General features: G+C 70.4%; 19 protein-coding genes. 17 read left to right on the forward strand and 2 right to left on the reverse strand.

The genetic code is table 11. The features are described from left to right. Positions 1 to 71: 71 nt before the first annotated feature. The 5 genes from dop to prcA all read left to right on the forward strand — a co-directional run bounded on the left by dop (position 72) and on the right by prcA (position 4,050). Entirely contained in the window at positions 72 to 1,583 is a 1,512-nt protein-coding gene (gene dop / locus AB0C62_RS29580) for a depupylase/deamidase Dop (protein ID WP_343244288.1), read from the forward strand. Positions 1,584 to 1,747: 164 nt separating this feature from the next. After that, on the forward strand, positions 1,748 to 1,966 hold the full coding sequence (locus tag AB0C62_RS29585) for a ubiquitin-like protein Pup (RefSeq protein WP_326788768.1): 219 nt from the start codon (positions 1,748 to 1,750) through the stop codon (positions 1,964 to 1,966). 306 nt (positions 1,967 to 2,272) lie between these two features. Next, on the forward strand, positions 2,273 to 2,449 hold the full coding sequence (locus AB0C62_RS29590; protein WP_362978323.1) for an endonuclease domain-containing protein: 177 nt from the start codon (positions 2,273 to 2,275) through the stop codon (positions 2,447 to 2,449). Beyond that, positions 2,401 to 3,246 carry a proteasome subunit beta gene (gene prcB / locus AB0C62_RS29595; RefSeq protein WP_362978257.1) on the forward strand — a complete coding sequence of 282 codons (846 nt, stop codon included), beginning with the start codon at positions 2,401 to 2,403 and terminating at the stop codon, positions 3,244 to 3,246. The genes AB0C62_RS29590 and prcB overlap by 49 nt, the downstream gene beginning before the upstream one ends. Before the next feature lie 57 nt (positions 3,247 to 3,303). Continuing rightward, positions 3,304 to 4,050: a proteasome subunit alpha gene (gene prcA, locus AB0C62_RS29600; protein WP_362978259.1), complete on the forward strand. Its 747-nt coding sequence runs from the start codon at positions 3,304 to 3,306 to the stop codon at positions 4,048 to 4,050. A 96-nt stretch (positions 4,051 to 4,146) separates the two neighbouring features. Here the strand turns inward: prcA and AB0C62_RS29605 are convergent, their stop codons facing one another. Further along, positions 4,147 to 5,166 carry a LacI family DNA-binding transcriptional regulator gene (locus AB0C62_RS29605; RefSeq protein ID WP_362978261.1) on the reverse strand — a complete coding sequence of 340 codons (1,020 nt, stop codon included), beginning with the start codon at positions 5,164 to 5,166 and terminating at the stop codon, positions 4,147 to 4,149. Positions 5,167 to 5,274: 108 nt separating this feature from the next. Between AB0C62_RS29605 and AB0C62_RS29610 the strand changes: the two genes are divergently transcribed. From AB0C62_RS29610 to AB0C62_RS29665, 12 genes are all read left to right on the forward strand, one after another. Next, a complete protein-coding gene (locus AB0C62_RS29610) occupies positions 5,275 to 6,534 on the forward strand; it encodes an MFS transporter (protein ID WP_362978263.1) in 1,260 nt (419 codons plus the stop codon). A 9-nt stretch (positions 6,535 to 6,543) separates the two neighbouring features. Beyond that, complete coding sequence (gene pafA / locus AB0C62_RS29615; RefSeq protein WP_362978265.1) at positions 6,544 to 7,905, forward strand: Pup--protein ligase; 1,362 nt, start codon at positions 6,544 to 6,546, stop codon at positions 7,903 to 7,905. 128 nt (positions 7,906 to 8,033) lie between these two features. Continuing rightward, complete coding sequence (locus AB0C62_RS29620) at positions 8,034 to 9,035, forward strand: FKBP-type peptidyl-prolyl cis-trans isomerase (protein ID WP_362978267.1); 1,002 nt, start codon at positions 8,034 to 8,036, stop codon at positions 9,033 to 9,035. Between the two features lie 58 nt (positions 9,036 to 9,093). After that, positions 9,094 to 9,465 (forward strand): FKBP-type peptidyl-prolyl cis-trans isomerase, encoded by a 372-nt coding sequence (locus AB0C62_RS29625; RefSeq protein WP_081223483.1) that lies wholly within the window; start codon positions 9,094 to 9,096, stop codon positions 9,463 to 9,465. Between the two features lie 123 nt (positions 9,466 to 9,588). After that, on the forward strand, positions 9,589 to 10,542 hold the full coding sequence (locus AB0C62_RS29630) for a WYL domain-containing protein (RefSeq protein WP_362978269.1): 954 nt from the start codon (positions 9,589 to 9,591) through the stop codon (positions 10,540 to 10,542). Between the two features lie 16 nt (positions 10,543 to 10,558). Further along, a complete protein-coding gene (locus AB0C62_RS29635) occupies positions 10,559 to 11,584 on the forward strand; it encodes a WYL domain-containing protein (protein WP_362978271.1) in 1,026 nt (341 codons plus the stop codon). Positions 11,585 to 11,679: 95 nt separating this feature from the next. Beyond that, positions 11,680 to 11,940, forward strand: a complete 261-nt coding sequence (locus tag AB0C62_RS29640; RefSeq protein ID WP_362978325.1) for a hypothetical protein — start codon at positions 11,680 to 11,682, stop codon at positions 11,938 to 11,940. 10 nt (positions 11,941 to 11,950) lie between these two features. After that, a complete protein-coding gene (locus tag AB0C62_RS29645) occupies positions 11,951 to 12,145 on the forward strand; it encodes a hypothetical protein (protein ID WP_362978273.1) in 195 nt (64 codons plus the stop codon). A gap of 238 nt (positions 12,146 to 12,383) precedes the next feature. Continuing rightward, positions 12,384 to 12,668 carry a Sec-independent protein translocase subunit TatA gene (gene tatA, locus AB0C62_RS29650; RefSeq protein ID WP_028801604.1) on the forward strand — a complete coding sequence of 95 codons (285 nt, stop codon included), beginning with the start codon at positions 12,384 to 12,386 and terminating at the stop codon, positions 12,666 to 12,668. A 47-nt stretch (positions 12,669 to 12,715) separates the two neighbouring features. Next, entirely contained in the window at positions 12,716 to 13,663 is a 948-nt protein-coding gene (gene tatC / locus AB0C62_RS29655; RefSeq protein WP_362978275.1) for a twin-arginine translocase subunit TatC, read from the forward strand. 29 nt (positions 13,664 to 13,692) lie between these two features. Next, positions 13,693 to 14,583 carry a diacylglycerol kinase gene (locus AB0C62_RS29660; RefSeq protein ID WP_362978277.1) on the forward strand — a complete coding sequence of 297 codons (891 nt, stop codon included), beginning with the start codon at positions 13,693 to 13,695 and terminating at the stop codon, positions 14,581 to 14,583. A 40-nt stretch (positions 14,584 to 14,623) separates the two neighbouring features. Further along, a complete protein-coding gene (locus AB0C62_RS29665) occupies positions 14,624 to 17,485 on the forward strand; it encodes a DEAD/DEAH box helicase (protein ID WP_362978279.1) in 2,862 nt (953 codons plus the stop codon). 82 nt (positions 17,486 to 17,567) lie between these two features. On the opposite strand, the gene atzF is transcribed toward AB0C62_RS29665, so the two are convergent. Further along, the gene (atzF, locus tag AB0C62_RS29670; RefSeq protein ID WP_362978281.1) at positions 17,568 to 19,235 is read right to left on the reverse strand and encodes an allophanate hydrolase; all 1,668 of its coding nucleotides are present in this window, start codon (positions 19,233 to 19,235) and stop codon (positions 17,568 to 17,570) included. Positions 19,236 to 19,279 lie beyond the last annotated feature (44 nt).

Here is a 19,279-nt window from a genome sequence, read left to right on the forward strand (position 1 = left end):
CACGCACCGGAGCGCCAGCGGTACTTGAGCAGCGCCCCCGACCGAGGGCGCCGCCGGGCAAGGAGGGCCGCATGACCGTACGGCGAGTAATGGGCATCGAGACGGAGTACGGAATCTCCGTCCCCGGTCACCCCAACGCCAATGCCATGCTCACCTCGTCCCAGATCGTCAACGCCTACGCGGCGGCGATGCACCGGGCGCGCCGCGCCCGCTGGGATTTCGAGGAGGAGAACCCGCTGCGGGACGCGCGAGGCTTCGACCTCGCCCGGGAGACCGCCGACTCCACCCAGCTCACCGACGAGGACATCGGCCTGGCCAATGTCATCCTCACCAACGGGGCACGGCTCTACGTCGACCACGCACACCCCGAGTACAGCGCCCCGGAGGTCACCAACCCGCGGGACGCGGTCCTGTGGGACAAGGCCGGCGAGCGCATCATGGCCGAGGCCGCCGAGCGCGCGGCCCAGCTCCCCGGTGCCCAGCCGATCCACCTCTACAAGAACAACACCGACAACAAGGGCGCCTCCTACGGCACGCACGAGAACTACCTGATGAAGCGGGAGACCCCCTTCTCGGACATCGTGCGGCACCTGACGCCGTTCTTCGTCTCGCGCCAGGTCGTCACCGGAGCGGGCCGCGTCGGTATCGGCCAGGACGGACACGAGCACGGCTTCCAGCTCAGCCAGCGGGCCGACTACTTCGAGGTCGAGGTGGGCCTCGAGACCACGCTCAAGCGCCCCATCATCAACACCCGCGACGAGCCGCACGCAGACGCCGAGAAGTACCGCCGGCTGCACGTGATCATCGGGGACGCCAACCTCTCCGAGATCTCGACCTACCTCAAGCTCGGCACCACGGCCCTCGTCCTCTCCATGATCGAGGACGGCTTCATCGCCGTCGACCTGGCCGTCGACCAGCCGGTCCGCACGCTCCACCAGGTCTCCCACGACCCGACCCTCAAGCACCTCGTCACGCTCCGCAGCGGGCGCACCCTCACCGCGGTCCAGCTCCAGATGGAGTACTTCGAGCTGTCCCGCAAGTACGTCGAGGAACGCTACGGGGCGGACGCCGACGAACAGACCAAGGACGTCCTGCTGCGCTGGGAGGACACCCTGAACCGCCTGGAGAACGACCCGATGAGCCTCTCCGGAGAGCTCGACTGGGTCGCCAAGAAGGAGCTCATGGAGGGCTACCGGCGCCGCGACGACCTCGACTGGGACGCCGCCAAGCTGCATCTCCTGGACCTCCAGTACGCCGACGTACGGGCCGACAAGGGCCTCTACAACCGGCTCGCGGCCCGCGGCAGGATCAAGCGCCTGCTGGACGAGAACGAGGTCGAGCGGGCCCGTACGAAGCCGCCGGAGGACACCCGCGCGTACTTCCGCGGCCGCTGCCTGGAGCAGTACGCGGACGACGTCGCGGCGGCCTCCTGGGACTCGGTGATCTTCGATCTGCCGGGCCGGGACTCGCTCCAGCGCGTCCCAACCCTGGAGCCGCTTCGCGGAACGCGTAATCACGTCAAGGAGCTCCTGGACCGCTGTCGCACGGCGGAAGACCTGGTCAAGGTCCTTTCGGGCAACTGAGCCCCCGCCCGGGCGGCACAGGCCGGACGGGCGCGACAGGGTGGAACACGTGGCGGACGGGAATCATCGAGGTGGCCCCCGTACGTTGGTGAAACTGCGGGGCCGATGTCGGACCCTGCTTGTAGGGTCTGATCAAGAACGTCGAACCGAGCGGGGTGAGGGTTATGGCGACCAAGGACACCGGCGGCGGACAGCAGAAGGCGACGCGTTCCACCGAGGAGGCCGAGGAGCAGACGCAGGACGCGCAGGCGACCGACGACCTCAAGGAACGCCAGGAAAAGCTGAGCGACGACGTCGACTCGGTTCTGGACGAGATCGACGATGTCCTCGAAGAGAACGCCGAGGACTTCGTTCGCTCATTCGTCCAGAAGGGCGGCGAGTAGCCCTCGAATCCGAGGCGACGGGGCCTCTGCTTCGGAGAACGAAGGTGGAGTGAAGTGCTGCTCGCGGTGCGGGAAGTCCAAGCCGCGGGCGGCCTTCGCCGGCGAACGGGGCAGCCAGTGACGGGCTGCGGGCCTATCGCCCGGAATGCCCGACGGTCTTTCGACGAGCTGCGGGAAGTGCGGAGCGGCCAAGGGGCGCGCGGGTCGTCCGAAGCGCGACCACGGCCTCACCGAAGCCGAGCGGACGCGACGGTGGACTCTCGACGAGGGCTCTGCGGGATCCGCTCGAAAGCTCCTGCCATTCATGTGGATCACTGCCACAGGACGGGTAGTGTCCGTGGCGTACTGTGCTTCAACTGCAATTCGGCCATCGGCAAGTTGGGAGACGATCCCGACGCTGTTCGTCGGGCTGCCGCCTATCTGGAGGGAAACGCGTGGAAGCCAACACTCGTAGCACCGGGCGTCTACCGGCTGCCTTCCTGACGCCTGGGTCGTCGTCCTTCATGGACTTCCTCTCCGAGCAGCAGCCGGAGATGCTCCCCGGCAAGCGCCAGCTGCCGCCCGTCCAGGGCGTCATCGAGGCGCCGCACGGGACGACCATCGTCGCCGTCACGTTCGCCGGCGGTGTCGTCCTCGCCGGCGACCGGCGGGCCACGATGGGCAACGTCATCGCGCAGCGCGACATCGAGAAGGTCTTCCCGGCCGACGAGTACTCGGCGGTGGGCATCGCCGGTACGGCGGGTCTGGCCGTGGAGATGGTGAAGCTGTTCCAGCTGGAGCTGGAGCACTTCGAGAAGGTGGAGGGCGCGCAGCTCTCGCTGGAGGGCAAGGCGAACCGCCTGTCCACGATGATCCGTTCCAACCTCGGCATGGCCATGCAGGGCCTCGCCGTGGTTCCTCTCTTCGCCGGATACGACGTGGACCGCGAGAGGGGCCGCATCTTCTCGTACGACGTCACCGGCGGCCGTTCCGAGGAGCACGGCTACGCGGCCACGGGCTCCGGCTCGATCTTCGCGCGCGGCGCCATGAAGAAGCTCTACGCCAAGGGTATGACCGAGGATCAGGCCACGACGCTGGTCGTCCAGGCCCTATACGACGCGGCCGACGACGACTCGGCGACCGGTGGTCCCGACGTCGCCCGCAGGATCTACCCGATCGTCACCGTGATCACCGAGGACGGCTTCCGCCGGCTCACGGACGAGGAGTCCTCCGAGATCGCCCGCGTGATCCTGGAGCGACGACTGGAGCAGCCCGACGGCCCGCGCGCCGCGCTGCTCTGAGCCCGGCCCTCTTTTCCAGGTGATCCAGTGACTTCGACAGAAAGGGACGGGTAGCCGGTGTCGACTCCGTTCTATGTCTCACCTCAGCAGGCCATGGCGGACCGGGCGGAATATGCCCGTAAGGGCATCGCCCGCGGCCGGAGCCTGGTCGTGCTGCAGTACGCCGACGGCATCGTGTTCGTCGGCGAGAACCCGTCCCGCGCGCTGCACAAGTTCAGCGAGATCTACGACCGGATCGGCTTCGCGGCCGCCGGCAAGTACAACGAGTACGAGAACCTCCGGATCGGCGGCGTGCGCTACGCCGACCTGCGGGGCTACACGTACGACCGGGACGACGTGACCGCCCGAGGTCTCGCCAACGTGTACGCCCAGACGCTGGGCACGATCTTCTCGTCGGCGGCGGAGAAGCCGTACGAGGTGGAGCTGGTGGTCGCCGAGGTCGGTGACACACCCGAGGGCGACCAGATCTACCGGCTGCCGCACGACGGTTCGATCGTGGACGAGCACGGTTCGGTCGCCGTCGGTGGCAGTTCCGAGCAGATCAGCACCTATCTGGACACCGAGCACCGCGAGGGAATGTCGCTGGCGGAGGCGCTGAAGCTGGCGGTCCGCTCGTTGTCCCGCGAGGCCAACGGCGGTGAGCGGGAGATTCCCGCGGAGCGCCTGGAGGTCGCGGTCCTGGACCGTACGCGTCCGCAGAAGCGCAAGTTCAAGCGGATCGTGGGGCGTCAGCTGGCCCGGCTCCTGGAGGTCGGCGGAGCGGAGACCGCGACCGAGGCGGAGGACGCCGACGACGAGGAGTGAGGTCCCGGCAGGGGCCTGAGGCGAGGGGTCGTTCCGGTGCACACCGGGGCGGCCCCTTCCGCGTTGCCGTGACCGGCCCGCACGGGGGGGGCGTGCCTAGGCGGGGCCTGGTGGGGCAGTGGAGCCCCGTACGACCAGGTGGACCGGGATGTCCTCCTCGGGGGGTGTGCGGCCGTCCAGGACGGCCAGCAGGGCCTTCATCCCCTGTTCGCCGAAGAGTTCGGCGTCCAGGCGCACCGTCGTGAGTTCGGGGTCGAGTGCCTGGGCCAGGGCCAGGTCGTCGAGGCCGGTGATGGAGATGTCGTCCGGGATGCGCAGGCCGAGACGCCGGGCCGCCTTGTAGGCGCCGGCCGCCAGTTTGTCGTCGTCGCAGATGACGGCGGTGGGGCGGGGGCCGGCCGGGTCGGACAGGGCGCTGTGCGCGGCGGCCAGGGCGTCCTCGAAGGAGATGGGGGCGCGGGCGGTGCGCAGGTCGGCCTCGGGGACGGCGGCGAGTCGGGCGGCGAGTTCGCGGGCCCGGACCTCGAAGGTCCAGGAGGGGATGTCGGCGGCGAGGTGCAGGAAGCGCCGGTGGCCCAGTTCCAGGAGGTGGTCGGTGACCTGGCGTACGCCGTCCTTGATGTCGAGGTTGACGGTGGCGGCGCCCTGGCTGCCGTCCGGGTCGCTGTCGAGCATCACGAGGGGGAGCTGGTCGCCGCGGATGGCCGTGAGGGCGTCGGCGGCCATGGAGGAGGCGATGACGCCGTCGAGGGCGGCCTGGGCGGATCCGAAGGGGTCCCGGGCCGGTCCGATGCCCTCGGGGGACGGGTACAGGACGACGCCGAAGCCGTGTTCGGCGGCCACCCGGGCCGCGCCGGTGTAGACGCCGGCGAAGAACTCCGTGGTGAGTGCCGGGACGACGAGGAGGACGGTGCGGGTGCGGCCGAGGCGGAGGTTGCGGGCGGCCAGGTTCGGCCGGTAGCCGAGCTCCTGGGCCGCTGCACGGACCCGTTCCGCGGTCGTCGCGGAGACGCGGCCGCGCCATTTGTCGCCGAGCACCAGCGAGACCGCTGCCTGGGAGACCCCGGCGGCCTGGGCGACGTCCCTGCTCGTGGGGCGCGTACTGGCTCGTGCCACCGTCGGCCTGCTCCTTCGTCTGGACTCCCGGACTGGGCACATGGTACGTATGAACGACGACGTTATACGTAAAACTTGCGCCGTCGCGCGCTACGGGAAGGGCTCGACATGGCCGCGGGATACCTGGAGATCCTCAGGGCGAGGCATGCCGCCCGGCTGCTCGTCGGCACGCTCGTGGGGCGACTGCCGAACGCCACCGCGGCCATCGCCGTCGTGCTGTTCGTCCGGGCCGAGGGTGGCACGTACAGCCTGGCCGGCGCGCTCGCCGCCGTGTACGGGGTCGCCAACGCGGTGGGACAGCCGCTGCTCGGACGGCTCGTGGACCTCTACGGGCAGCCCCGTGTCCAGTTGCCCGCCGCCGTCGTCTCGGCCCTCGGGATGGGCGCCTTCGCCTTCCTCGGGACGGACCCGGCCCTGCTCGGCTGCGCGGCGATGGCCGTGGCCGGCCTCTTCACCCCGCCTCTGGAGGGCGGTCTGCGAGCTCTGTGGCCCTCCGTGCTGCGCAAGGAGGAGCAGGTGCACACCGCGTACGCGATGGACGCGGTGGCCCAGGAAGTCATGTTCACCGTCGGGCCCCTGCTCGTGACGCTGTGCGCGGCGCTCTGGTCCCCGCGGGCCGCGCTGCTGATCCTCGGTGTGATCGGCGTCCTGGGCGCCCTCTCCGTGGTCGTCTCGCCGCCCTCGCGCGCGTGGCGCTCGGCCCCGCGTGAGGCGCACTGGCTCGGCGCGCTGCGCTCGCCCGGGCTGCTGGCCCTGCTCGGCGCGTTCCTGTTCGTCGGGATCGCGCTCGGCTCGATCACCGTCGCCGCGGTGTCCTACGCCGACGACCACGGCGGGGACGCCGTGTACGGCTGGCTCATGGCGGGCATCGGCCTGGGCGCGCTGCTCGGGGGAGTGGTCTACGGGGCACGGCGGTGGGCGGGGGCGCCGGAGCGGCGACTGCGGGTGCTGGTGGCCCTTCTGGCGGTGTGTTACCTCCCGCTGATGCTCGCGCCCGGACCGGTCGCGATGACCGCCCTCGCCACGCTCGCCGGCGTGTTCCTGGCCCCGTGCATCGCGTGCGCCTTCGTGCTGGTGGACCGGCACGCTCCGGTGGGCACGGTCACCGAGGCGTTCTCCTGGCTCGTGACGACGTTCACCGTGGGCGCGTCGGTCGGGACGGGCCTCGCGGGGCCCGTCGTGGAGTGGGGCGGGGCGGCCCGTGGTTTCGCCGTCCCGGGGGCTGCGGGTGCCGCCGCACTGGTGGTTCTGCTGGCCACGGGGCGGGTCCTCGCAGCTACCGGCAGGGGCGCGGTTGTTGCGGTCTCATCGGAAAATGATCCAAACCGTGCCGTCGAACCCCGTTTCAGCTCAGGGGATCGGGCGTAATGTTCAGTCATGGACCGCCGCATTTTCGGGCTGGAGAACGAGTACGGCGTCACGTGTACGTTCAGGGGACAGCGGCGCCTGTCTCCCGACGAGGTGGCGCGGTACCTCTTCCGCCGTGTCGTGTCATGGGGCCGCAGCAGCAATGTCTTTCTGCGGAACGGCGCCCGCCTCTATCTCGACGTGGGATCACATCCGGAATACGCAACACCCGAATGTGACAACCTGACGGAACTCGTCACCCACGACAAGGCCGGCGAGCGCATTCTCGAAGGACTCCTGGTGGACGCCGAACGACGCCTGCACGAGGAAGGAATCGCGGGCGACGTCTACCTGTTCAAGAACAACACCGACTCGGCGGGCAACTCCTATGGTTGCCACGAGAACTATCTGGTGGCCCGGCACGGGGAGTTCTCCCGGCTCGCGGACATCCTCATCCCGTTCCTCGTGACGAGGCAGTTGCTGTGCGGCGCCGGCAAGGTGCTGCAGACGCCGCGGGGCGCCGTCTACTGCGTCAGTCAGCGAGCCGAGCACATCTGGGAGGGCGTCAGTTCCGCGACGACCCGCTCCCGGCCCATCATCAACACACGGGACGAACCGCACGCGGACGCCGAGCGCTACCGCAGGCTGCACGTCATCGTCGGCGACTCGAACATGTCCGAGACGACCATGCTCCTCAAGGTCGGGGCCACCGACCTCGTGCTGCGCATGATCGAGGCGGGCACCGTCATGCGCGACCTCACCCTGGAGAACCCCATTCGGGCGATCCGTGAGGTGAGCCACGACATCACCGGCCGCCGCAAGGTGCGGCTCGCCAGCGGCCGCGAGGCCTCCGCCCTCGAGGTGCAGCGCGAGTACTACGAGAAGGCCGTGGACTTCGTCGACCGCCGCGGCATCCGCACCGGCACGGTCGAACAGGTCCTCGAACTGTGGGGCCGTGTGCTCGACTCGATCGAGGCGGAGGACCTCGACCGGATCGGCACCGAGATCGACTGGGTCATGAAGTACCAGCTCATCGAGCGGTACCGGGCCAAGCACAACATGACCATGTCCCACCCGCGGGTCGCGCAGATAGACCTCGCCTACCACGACATCCACCGCCGTCGTGGCCTCTACTACCTGCTGGAGAGGAAGGGGCAAGCCGCGCGGATCTGCAACGACTTGAAGATCTTCGAGGGCAAGTCCGTGCCGCCGCAGACCACTCGCGCGCGGTTGCGCGGGGACTTCATCCGGCGTGCCCAGGAACAGCGCCGCGACTTCACGGTCGACTGGGTCCACCTGAAGCTCAACGACCAGGCACAGCGCACGGTGTTGTGCAAGGACCCCTTCCGATCCGTGGACGACCGGGTGGAGAAGCTGATCGCCGGAATGTGAGCCGGGTGTTCCGCGAGGGATGCGGAACGCAACGCGGGGCGCCGTACGTTTTCCGTACGGCGCCCTTCTCACGTCGTAGAGTTGCGCGCACGCCATCAACCAAGATCGACCGATACGAGGCCCCCACCGTGCGCCGACGCTCACTCCTCATCGCCGTTCCCGCCGGACTGGTCACACTCGCCGGATGCGGTGACGACGACAAGTCCGACACGGCCAAGTCCAGCAGCAGTCCGTCTCCTTCGGCCTCCGCGTCGGCTCCGCCCCCGCCGAAGATCGTCGACGGACCGCTGCCGGCGATCACGGCCGGCACGAAGTTCGGGGAGAAGCCGACCGTCGCGAAGGGTTCCGGGGACCCCTCGAAGGACCTCGCGGTCAAGACGGTCATCGCGGGCGGCGGGAAGACGGTCGCGGAGAACGACTACATCCAGGCCAACTACCTGGGCCAGGTGTGGTCCACGGCGAAGGTCTTCGACAACTCCTATGACCGCAAGACGCCGCTGGTCATCCAGCTCGCGCAGGGCGGCATCATCGACGGCTGGCGCTACGGCCTGGTGGGCAAGAAGGCCAGCAGCCGCGTCGAGATGTCCGTCCCGCCGACCTGGGGCTACGGCACGCAGGGCAACGCGCAGGCGGGCATCAAGGGCACCGACACGCTGGTGTTCGTCGTCGACATCGAGAACACGTTCAACTCGAAGAGCTCCGCCAAGGGCAAGGACGTCCCGCAGAGCGACGCCGCGCTGCCCAAGGTCGGGACGAACACCGACGGCAAGGCCCCCTCGATCGACGTCCCGAAGTCGGACGCGCCGACCAAGCTCGTCGCGGAGTACGTGATCGAGGGGGACGGGGAGACGGTCGCGGCGGACAGCAGCGTCCTCGTGCAGTACAAGGGCGTGCTGTGGGACGGCGGCAAGGAGTTCGACTCCACGTACAGCCGGGGACAGTTGACGTCGTTCTCGCTCCAGCAGGTCGTCAAGGGCTGGGCGCAGGGCCTCATCGGCAAGAAGGTCGGCAGCCGCGTCCTCATCGTCATCCCGCCGAAGCTGGGCTACGGGGACAAGCCGCCGGCCGGCAGCGGCATCAAGAAGGACTCCACCCTCGTCTTCTCGGTCGACATCCTGGCGAAGATGTGACCCTGGGGGATGTAAGACTGTCAGCGTCGCCTTTACGTAGACAAGCAGGAGCAAAGACGTGAGCATCGAGAAGCCCGAGATCGACTTCCCGGGCGGCGAGCCCCCGGCGGACCTCGAGATCAAGGACATCTGGGAGGGCGACGGCGAGGTGGCCGAGGCGGGACAGACCGTCACGGTGCACTACGTTGGCGTGGCCTTCAGCACGGGCGAGGAGTTCGACGCCAGCTGGAACCGGAACTCCCCGTTCCGATTCCCGCTCGGTGGCGGCCGTGTCATCAAGGGCTGGGACCAGGGTGTGCAGGGCATGAAGGTCGGCGGCCGTCGCCAGCTGACCATCCCCGCCCACCTCGCCTACGGCAACCAGAGCCCGACCCCGTTGATCCAGCCCGGTGAGACGCTGATCTTCGTGGTCGACCTGCTCGGAGTCTGATCAGAACCGACCGGACCCGATCATCCGGGGCCCATGCCTGTCCGGGCATGGGCCCTCGGCTTTTGTCCGGACACGTCGGAGCGGTACGGTCATCGGTCGGAAGCACCATAGGGAAGGGCGTCGATGGCCATTGCCAAGGCCGAGCGGCTGATGAACCTCGCGCTGTGTCTGCTCGGGACGCGGCGACCGCTCAGCAAGCGCGAACTCCGCGAGTCCATCGAGGCCTACCTGGAAGCCGGATCGGACGACTCCTTCAACCGGATGTTCGAGCGCGACAAGGACGACCTGCGCGAACTCGGTCTGGTCATCGAGACGGTCGAGAACCTCGACGGTGAGGTCGGCTACCTCGCCCGTCGCGACAGCAACCGCCTGCCGCCGATCACCCTGGACGCCGAGGAAGCAGCCGCCCTGGGCCTCGCCGCCAAGGTGTGGCAGCAGGCCAGGCTGGCCGGTGCCGCGAGCGGAGCCCTCCAGAAGCTGCGTGCCGCCGGACTGCCCGAGGACGTCGACCCGTACGGCTCGTTCGGCGCCCTGGAACCGCACATCCCCGTCCACGAAGCGGCCTTCGAACCCCTGATGCTGGCCTGTCGCGACCGACGTCCGGTCGTCTTCGACTACCGCAAGGCCACCGCCGCGCACCCCGAGACCCGGCACGTCGAGCCGTGGGCCCTGGAGTGCTGGCGCGGCCACTGGTACCTCGCGGGCTGGGACCGCGACCGCGCCGCCGAGCGGGTCTTCCGGCTCTCCCGGATCACCGGCAAGGTCCGCGCGCGGGCCGGCCGGTACACCGCCGAGGTGCCCGACGTCGTCACCGTGCGCGAGACGGTCGCCGGCTGGGCCGGCGAGATCGCCGACCGCTCCGCGCTGATCCGGCTGCGCTCCGGCTCGGGCTACCCGCTGCGCGCCAAGGCCGTCTCCGTCCGGGAACTGGGAGAGGGCTGGGACGAGTTGGAGATTCCGTACGGGCACGGGCTGGACGCCTGGCTCGTCGAGTTCGGGCCGGACGTGGTGGTCCTGGAGCCCGCCGAACTGCGGGCCGAAGTGGTCGACCGGCTGCGCGCCGTGGCCAAGGGCTGAGGGGGAACGTAGGAAAGTGGCAGGAAAACCGGCCAGGCCCACGAACGCGATCGACCAGACCCGGCGCATGCTCTCCCTGGTGACGTATCTGCGCGAGCGCCCCGGCGCCCGCGTCGGCGACGTCGCCCGGGCCTTCGGCATCACCGAGGACGAGCTGATCTCCGACCTCGACGTGCTGCCGCTGTGCGGGACCAGCTTCCGCGGCGGCGACCTGCTCGACATCGACACCGACGGCGACCGGATCTGGTGGCACAACCCCGACGACGTGGCCGAACCGCTGCGGATCGCCGCCGACGAGGCGACCGCGCTCCTGGTGGCCGCCCGCGCCGTCTCCACGCTGCCCGGGCTGCGCGAGGGCGACCGGCAGGCACTGCTGCGCGCCACCGCCAAGGTCGAGGCCGCCTCGGGCGAGGCGGCCGGCGCCAGCGCCCGGCTGTCGGTGACCTTCGAGTCCGAGGGCGGTGTCTTCGCCGACGTGGACCGGGCCATCGCCGAGCGGCGCCGGCTCTGGATCCGCTACTACTCGCCGTCGCGGGACGAACTGAGCGAGCGCGAGATCGACCCGATCCGCCTGGTCACCGTCGGCCACACGTACGTCGAGGCCTGGTGCCGCCGCTCCGAGGCGCGCCGCACCTTCCGGCTCGACCGGGTCGCCGAGATCCGCATCCTGGACGAGCCCTCCGCCCCGCCCGAGATCGAACTGCGTGACCTCTCCGAAGGACTGGTGCAGCCCGCCGCCGAGGACCCCGAAGTGGTCGTCGAGGTCGGTCCCGCCGGGCGCTGGGTCGCCGAGTACTACCCGCACGACAGCGCCGTTGAGCTTCCCGACGGCGGATTGCGTATCACTCTGCGGACCCCCGACCCGACGTCACTGCGGCGCCTCGCCCTGCGACTCGGCGGCGACGGCCGGATCGTCGCGCCGCAGGACCTCGCGGACAGCGCCCGCAGCGCGGCCCGCGAGGCGCTCGCCGCCTACGACGTACCGGACGGACCCGCGGGGGTTCAGGACGGGCCGTACGAGAGGCGGGAGCAGGCGCTTTGAGCACGTCGTCGAGGACGGATGCGCCGGGGAGGCCGGGCATCTCGGAGCGGCCGGGAGCCGTGCGCCGGACGGGATCGCTCCCCGGCACCGCGGACATGTCGGTCGGGACCGCCTTCGCGGGGATGAGGAGGGCGGTCGACGTGATGTTCAAGGCCGCCTGCCCCGACTGCCGGGTCGCCTTCGAGCTCACCCCGGGCGCCCTGCGGCTGGCCATCGGCGCCAGCAGCCGGACCACGTTCTACTCGTTCACCTGTCCCGAGTGCGGCTCCGCCGTGCGCAAGCCGGCGGGGGAGCGGATCGTCGAGCTGCTCACCGGCGGTGGGGTGCGCACCCTGCGGCTGCACTCCACCCTCTAGGGTCGACGTCATGTTCTGGCCGATGTTTGCGATCGCTGTGGGCTTCCTGGGCCTCACCGTGCTCGGTGTGCTCGCCGTCCGTGTCTTCCTGGAAGCGGAGCGTCTCGGGAAGCAGGTCACCGAGGCGGCGCGTCGCATCGACCGCGCCGCCGCTGACCTGGAACAGGCCGCCGAGGGGGCCGCACGCTCCATGGATGCGGTATGAGTCGTTCCATGGTTGCGCAATGAGTCACTTCGCCCTGTCAACTTCGTGCTGCGGCCAGGTACGCTCAAGGTCGCGGGTCCGGATAACGAGGCGCGGACCGCGAACTGGGAGTACGCACAGGGATTGCCCCGCGTTCACCCCTGAGCGTTACGATCGCTGTCACCACGACGATCGGACACAAGTCCGACCGTTCGGACAGCACCCCGACCATGCAGCCTCGGTGAGAAGGTAAAGACTTATGTTCGGAAGGCTCGGCGCTCCCGAGATCATTCTCATCCTCGTCGTCATCATCCTGCTGTTCGGCGCGAAGAAGCTTCCGGACATGGCGCGGTCGCTCGGCAAGTCCGCCCGCATCCTCAAGAGCGAGGCGAAGGCGATGAAGGACGAGGGCAGCAACCCCGCCCCGGCCGGCCCGCCGAACACCGACGAGCAGCCCCCGGCGCAGCGCACCATCCAGGCCGCCCCCGGCGACGTGACCAGCTCGCGGCCGGTCAGCGAACCGACGGACACGACCAAGCGCTGACGCAGGGCCGGCGACGTCCGGCTCGCCGCATGAGATGAGGATGTGGGTTGCCCAAGCCTGCCCGCAACATGGAGAAGGATCCCGAGGGGCGCATGCCCCTCGCGGACCACCTTCGCGAGCTCCGCAACCGGCTCGCGAAGGCGATGCTGGCCATCGTCCTCGTGACGATAGTCGCCGCCTTCTACTACAACGACATCATCAACTTCTTCACCAAGCCGGTCCTGGACTCCGTCGGATGTCCGGAGACGTTCGCCGAGCTGGCGAAGCAGCCCAAGAACCACCAGTGCGCGCAGATCACCATCAACGGCCTGCTCGCCCCGTTCACCCTGGCGCTGAAGGTCTCCCTGATGGCGGGCGTCGTGCTCGCCTCGCCGGTCTGGCTCTACCAGCTCTGGGCGTTCGTCGCGCCCGGCCTGCACCGGAACGAGAAGAAGTACGCGTACGCGTTCGTCGGAACCGGCGTGCCGCTGTTCCTCGGCGGCGCCTTCTTCGCCTACAAGGTGCTCCCCACCACGGCGAAGGTCCTGATGGAGTTCACGCCGCAAGGCGTCAACAACCTCCTGCCGCTCGACGACCTGCTCGACCTCGTCACGCGCATGGTGGTCGTGTTCGGACTCTCCTTCGAGCTGCCGCTGCTGCTGGTGATGCTGAATCTCACGGGCATCCTCACGGGAAAGCGCATGCTCGGCTGGTGGCGCGGCATGATCATGGGCATCACGGTCTTCGCCGCCCTCGCCACCCCCAGCACCGACCCGCTGACCATGCTGGCGCTGGCCGGGCCGATCTGGATCCTGTACTTCGGCGCGGTCGCCTTCTCGCTGTTCAACGACCGGCGCAAGCGCCGTCGCGCGGAGTTGGAGCCGGCCGACGACGAGGCGTCCGAGCTGGACCTGACCCCCGAGGACGTCGGCGCGATCGAGCCCGTCTCGGCCAGCCGGGCCCTGCCCGAGCAGGCCACCTCGGAGCGGGTCAACGGTTATGACGACGTGACCTGACGGAGGTCCCGACCTCGTAGGGTCAGCCTGTGACCAGCGAGATCACCCTCTTCGTCAACCCCACCGCGGGCCGCGGCCGGGGCGCCCACGCGGCGCAGCCGGCCGCTTCCGCGTTCCGGGCCGCGGGATTCTCCGTCCGGACCGTGCTCGGCGAGGACGCCGCGGACGGCCTCGCCCGGGCCCGCGCCGCCGTCGCGGACGGGACCGGGGCCCTGGTCGCCGTCGGCGGCGACGGCATGGCGAACCTCGCGCTCCAGGCCGTGGCCGGCACCGACACGCCGTTCGGTCTGGTCCCCGTCGGCACCGGGAACGACTTCGCGCGCGCCCTCGGCCTGCCGCTCGGCGACCCGGCCGCCGCGGCGCGCCTGACGGCCGACGCGCTCAACGAGGACCGGCTGCGCGCCGTCGATCTGGGCCGGGTCGACGGCACCTGGTTCGGCACCGTCCTCGCCTCCGGGTTCGACTCCCGGGTCAACGACCGGGGCAACCGGATGCGGCTGCCGGTCGGCCGCTTCAAGTACGACCTCGCCATGCTCGCCGAGCTGGCCGCCTTCCGTCCCTTCGCCTACCGCCTCACCCTGGACGGCGGCGAGACACGCGAGATCGAGGCGACCCTCGTGGCCGTCGGCAACGGATCCTCGTACGGCGGCGGCATGAGGATCTGTCCCGGCGCCGACCTCGGCGACGGGCTGTTCGACATCACCGTGGTCGGGAACTGCGGCCGTGCCACGCTGCTCACGGTGTTCCCGAAGGTCTACCGCGGCACCCACGTCGACCATTCCGTGGTCACCGTGCACCGGGCCGCCCGCGTCGAACTCGTCGCCGCGGGCGTGACCGGCTACGCGGACGGGGAACCGCTGGGCGCGTTGCCCCTGACAGCGGAGTGCATACCGGGGGCCGTGCGCGTCGCACTTCCCTGAGCTGCGGGGATCCGAGGTTTCACAGGATCCGATCCTGATAATGATCGTCCCCATGTCAGTGGCTCCCGGTAGTCTCGAAAGCACGATGACAGAGGACCTCTCACCGGCCGAGCGGTACGCGGCAGCACGCAGGCGCGCTGTCGAGCAGGCCACCGCACTCGCACCCTTCCGCGAGATGTACGACTTCGGTCTCGACCCCTTCCAGATCGAGGCCTGCCAGGCACTCGAGGCGGGCAAGGGGGTGCTGGTGGCGGCGCCCACCGGCTCGGGCAAGACGATCGTCGGCGAGTTCGCCGTCCACCTGGCCCTCCAGCAGGGCAAGAAGTGCTTCTACACCACGCCGATCAAGGCGCTCTCCAACCAGAAGTACGCCGACCTGTGCCGTCGCTACGGCGCGGACAAGGTCGGCCTCCTCACCGGCGACAACAGCGTCAACTCCGAGGCACCGGTGGTCGTCATGACCACCGAGGTCCTGCGGAACATGCTGTACGCGGGCTCGCAGACCCTCCTCGGCCTCGGGTACGTGGTGATGGACGAGGTGCACTACCTCTCCGACCGCTTCCGGGGCGCCGTCTGGGAGGAAGTGATCATCCACCTCCCCGAGTCGGTGACCCTGGTGTCGCTCTCGGCGACCGTGTCGAACGCGGAGGAGTTCGGCGACTGGCTGGACACCGTCCGCGGCGACACCCAGGTGATCGTCTCCGAGCACCGGCCCGTCCCGCTGTTCCAGCACGTGCTGGCCGGTCGCCGGATGTATGACCTGTTCGAGGAGGGCGAGGGCCAGAAGAAGGCCGTCAACCCCGACCTCACGCGCATGGCGCGCATGGAGGCGAGCCGCCCGTCGTACCAGGACCGCAAGCGCGGCCGGGCGATGCGCGAGGCCGACCGGGAGCGGGAGCGCAGGCAGCGCTCGCGGATCTGGACCCCGGGCCGTCCCGAGGTCATCGAGCGGCTCGACTCCGAGGGACTGCTCCCCGCCATCACCTTCATCTTCAGCCGCGCGGCCTGCGAGGCCGCCGTGCAGCAGTGCCTGCACGCGGGCCTCCGGCTGAACGACGACGCGGCACGGGCGCGGGTCCGCGAGATCGTCGAGGAGCGCACCGCCTCCATCCCGGACGAGGACCTCCACGTCCTCGGCTACTACGAATGGCTGGAGGGCCTGGAGCGCGGTATCGCGGCCCACCACGCGGGCATGCTGCCCACGTTCAAGGAGGTCGTCGAGGAACTCTTCGTCCGCGGCCTGGTGAAGGCCGTCTTCGCGACGGAGACCCTCGCGCTGGGCATCAACATGCCCGCCCGCTCGGTCGTGCTGGAGAAGCTCGTCAAGTGGAACGGCGAGCAGCACGCCGACATCACCCCCGGCGAGTACACCCAGCTGACCGGACGCGCCGGGCGCCGAGGCATCGACGTCGAGGGCCACGCGGTCGTGCTGTGGCAGCGCGGGTTCAGCCCCGAGCACCTCGCCGGACTCGCGGGCACCCGCACCTATCCGCTGCGCTCCAGCTTCAAGCCGTCGTACAACATGGCGGTGAACCTGGTCGAGCAGTTCGGGCGGCACCGCTCGCGCGAGCTGCTGGAGACGTCCTTCGCGCAGTTCCAGGCCGACAAGTCGGTCGTCGGGATCTCCCGGCAGGTGCAGCGCAACGAGGAGGGTCTCGAGGGCTACAAGGAGTCCATGACCTGCCATCTCGGGGACTTCGACGAGTACATGGGGCTGCGCCGCGAGCTCAAGGACCGCGAGACGGAGCTGGCCCGGCAGGGTGTTTCGCAGCGTCGCGCGGAGGCGGCCGTCGCCCTGGAGAAGCTGAAGCCGGGCGACGTGATCCACGTCCCGACCGGAAAGTACGCCGGGCTCGCGCTGGTCCTCGACCCGGGACTGCCCGCGGGCCGGTCGAACGGCCACCGCGGCTTCGAACAGCACGACGGACCCCGCCCGTTGGTCCTCACCGCCGAGCGTCAGGTCAAGCGGCTCGCCTCGATGGACTTCCCCGTACCGGTCGAGGCGCTCGACCGCATGCGGATCCCCAAGTCCTTCAACGCGCGCTCCCCGCAGTCCCGTCGGGACCTGGCGTCCGCGCTGCGCACCAAGGCCGGGCACATCGTCCCGGACCGGCACCGCAAGAAGCGGGCCGAGGCGGCCGACGACCGTGAGATCGCCCGGCTGCGCACGGCGATCCGCGCCCATCCCTGCCACGGGTGCAACGACCGTGAGGACCACGCCCGTTGGGCCGAGCGCTATCACCGGCTACAACGCGACACCTCGCAGCTGGAGCGCCGGATCGAGGGCCGGACGAACACCATCGCCCGCACCTTCGACCGGATCGTCGCCCTCCTCACCGAGCTGGACTACCTGCGCGGTGACGAGGTCACCGAACACGGCAAGCGGCTCGCCCGGCTCTACGGCGAACTCGACCTGCTGGCCAGTGAATGCCTGCGCGCCGGCGTCTGGGACGGTCTGAGCCCCGCCGAACTGGCCGCCTGCGTCTCGGCGTTGGTGTACGAGTCGCGGGTCGCCGACGACGCGATGGCACCGAAGGTTCCGTCCGGCCAGGCCAAGGCCGCACTCGGCGAGATGGTCCGCATCTGGGGCCGTCTCGACGCACTGGAGGAGGACTTCGGGATCAGCCAGACCGAAGGCGTCGGCCAGCGCGAGCCGGACCTCGGCTTCGCCTGGGCGGCCCACGAGTGGGCGTCCGGCAAGGGCCTCGACGAGGTGCTCCGCGAGGCAGAGATGCCGGCGGGCGACTTCGTGCGCTGGTGCAAGCAGGTCATCGACGTGCTCGGCCAGATCGCGGCCGCCGCCCCCGTCTCGGGCGGCGGGAACTCGACGGTCGCGAAGAACGCGCGCAAGGCGGTCGACGGCCTGCTGCGTGGAGTGGTCGCCTACTCGTCGGTGGGCTGAGGACTCTCCGGGTCCGGCGGTCGCGTCCCGCGGCCGCCGGACTTTTTCGTACGGGGGACCAGGGGGGCCGGGAGCCAGGTGCTCAGACGGTCGCGTCCGGGCGGCTCACGTACGCGCGCCATCCGCCGTACGCGGTGATGTCGGGCGCCCCCTCCAGCGCGCCCGGCTCGCACAGGAAGCCGGGGACGTGACCGCCGTCGGCCAGTTCGACGCTGCCCAGCGTCATCGGCCGGGGGAGTGCCGCCAGCAGGCGTCCGAGCCCCTCCGCCGGGAGGGACCACACCTCCGCCTCCACGGCCGCACCGCCCTCGCCGACGTGCACGAGGCCCGGCTTCGGCGGGGTGGTGGCCAGCGCGTGCAGCCGGTACACCGGCGCGGTCGTGGTCGTGACGTCGAGGCGGGCGCCGAGCGACAGCAGCTGCGGATTGAGCGGCTGGCCGGACAGATGCGCTCCCACCACGGCGAGGCGCGTCCGCGGCTCCAGCGACCGGGCGATCCGTGCGAGCCGTTCGTCGGTGAAGGCGGGGCCGATCAGCATCACGCCGAACGGGAGCCCGGCCGGTGTCCGGCCGGCCGGTACCGCGACGGCCGCCAGATCGAAGAGGTTCGTGGAGTTGGTGAAACGCCCCAGGCGCGCGTTGCTGCCCAGCGGGTCGGCGGCGACCTCGGCGAGCGTGGGATGGCCGGGCGCGGTGGGCAGCAACAGGGCGTCGGCGTCGGCCAGTTCGGCGAGCGCCCGGGCCCGCAGGCCGGCCAGCCGCTCCTGGTCCGCGTAGAGCTGGTGAGCCGGGATGTCGCGGGCGCGGGTGATGATGCCGGCGACGATCGGGTCGAGACCGGCACCCCCCTCGGCCATCAACTTGTCGACAAAGCTCCCCACCGCCGTGTAGCGCTCGGCGACGAACGCGCCCTCGTAGAGCATCGCGGCGGCCTCGGTGAACGGGGTGAGATCGAGGGGGCGTACCTCGGCCCCGGCGGCCACGAGCAGCGCGACGGCCTCCTCGTACGCCTCTGGCCAGCCCTTGTCCAACTCCCCGAGCTGCGCCGTCGGCGGGACCGCGACGCGCCAGGGGCCCGGTGCGCGCTGCGGGAGGGGTTGCAGCGCGCGGGAGGCCGGGGACGCGAGGTGGGCGAGGGCCTGTTCGGCCTCGGAGAGGGTCCGGGCGAACACGGTCACGCAGTCCAGGGAGGCGCAGGCCGGGACGACGCCGGTCGTGGGGACGAGGCCGCGGGTCGGCTTCAGCCCGACGATGCCGTTGAACGCGGCGGGGACACGGCCGGAGCCGGCGGTGTCCGTGCCGAGGGCGAGGTCGACGATGCCGAGGGCGACCGCCACGGCCGATCCGGAGCTGGAGCCGCCGCTGATCCGGGCCGGGTCCAGGGCGCCCCGGACGGCGCCGTAGGGGGAGCGGGTGCCGACCAGGCCGGTCGCGAACTGGTCGAGGTTCGTGGTCCCGACCAGGACGGCGCCGGCCGCCCGGAGCCGGGCGACCGCGGGGGCGTCGGTCCTCGGCGTGTAGGCGTAGGACGGACAGCCCGCCGTGGTCGGCAGGCCCGCCACGTCGATGTTGCCCTTGGCGGCGAAGACCCTCCCCGCGAGCGGGAGACGCTCGCCCGCGGCGACGCGCGCGTCCACGGCCCGGGCCTCCTCCTCGACGTCGGGCCGAGGGCGCAGGGCGATCCAGATCTCGGGGCGGTCGACGGCCTCGATCCGGGCGTGGGCCGCGCGGACTCGGGCGAGAGCGGACATCGGAACTCCTTGTGCGGGCTGAGGACCGCGGGCCCGGGGCTGTG

This window comes from Streptomyces sp. NPDC048643 (assembly GCF_040650615.1).
Lineage (GTDB): Bacteria > Actinomycetota > Actinomycetes > Streptomycetales > Streptomycetaceae > Streptomyces.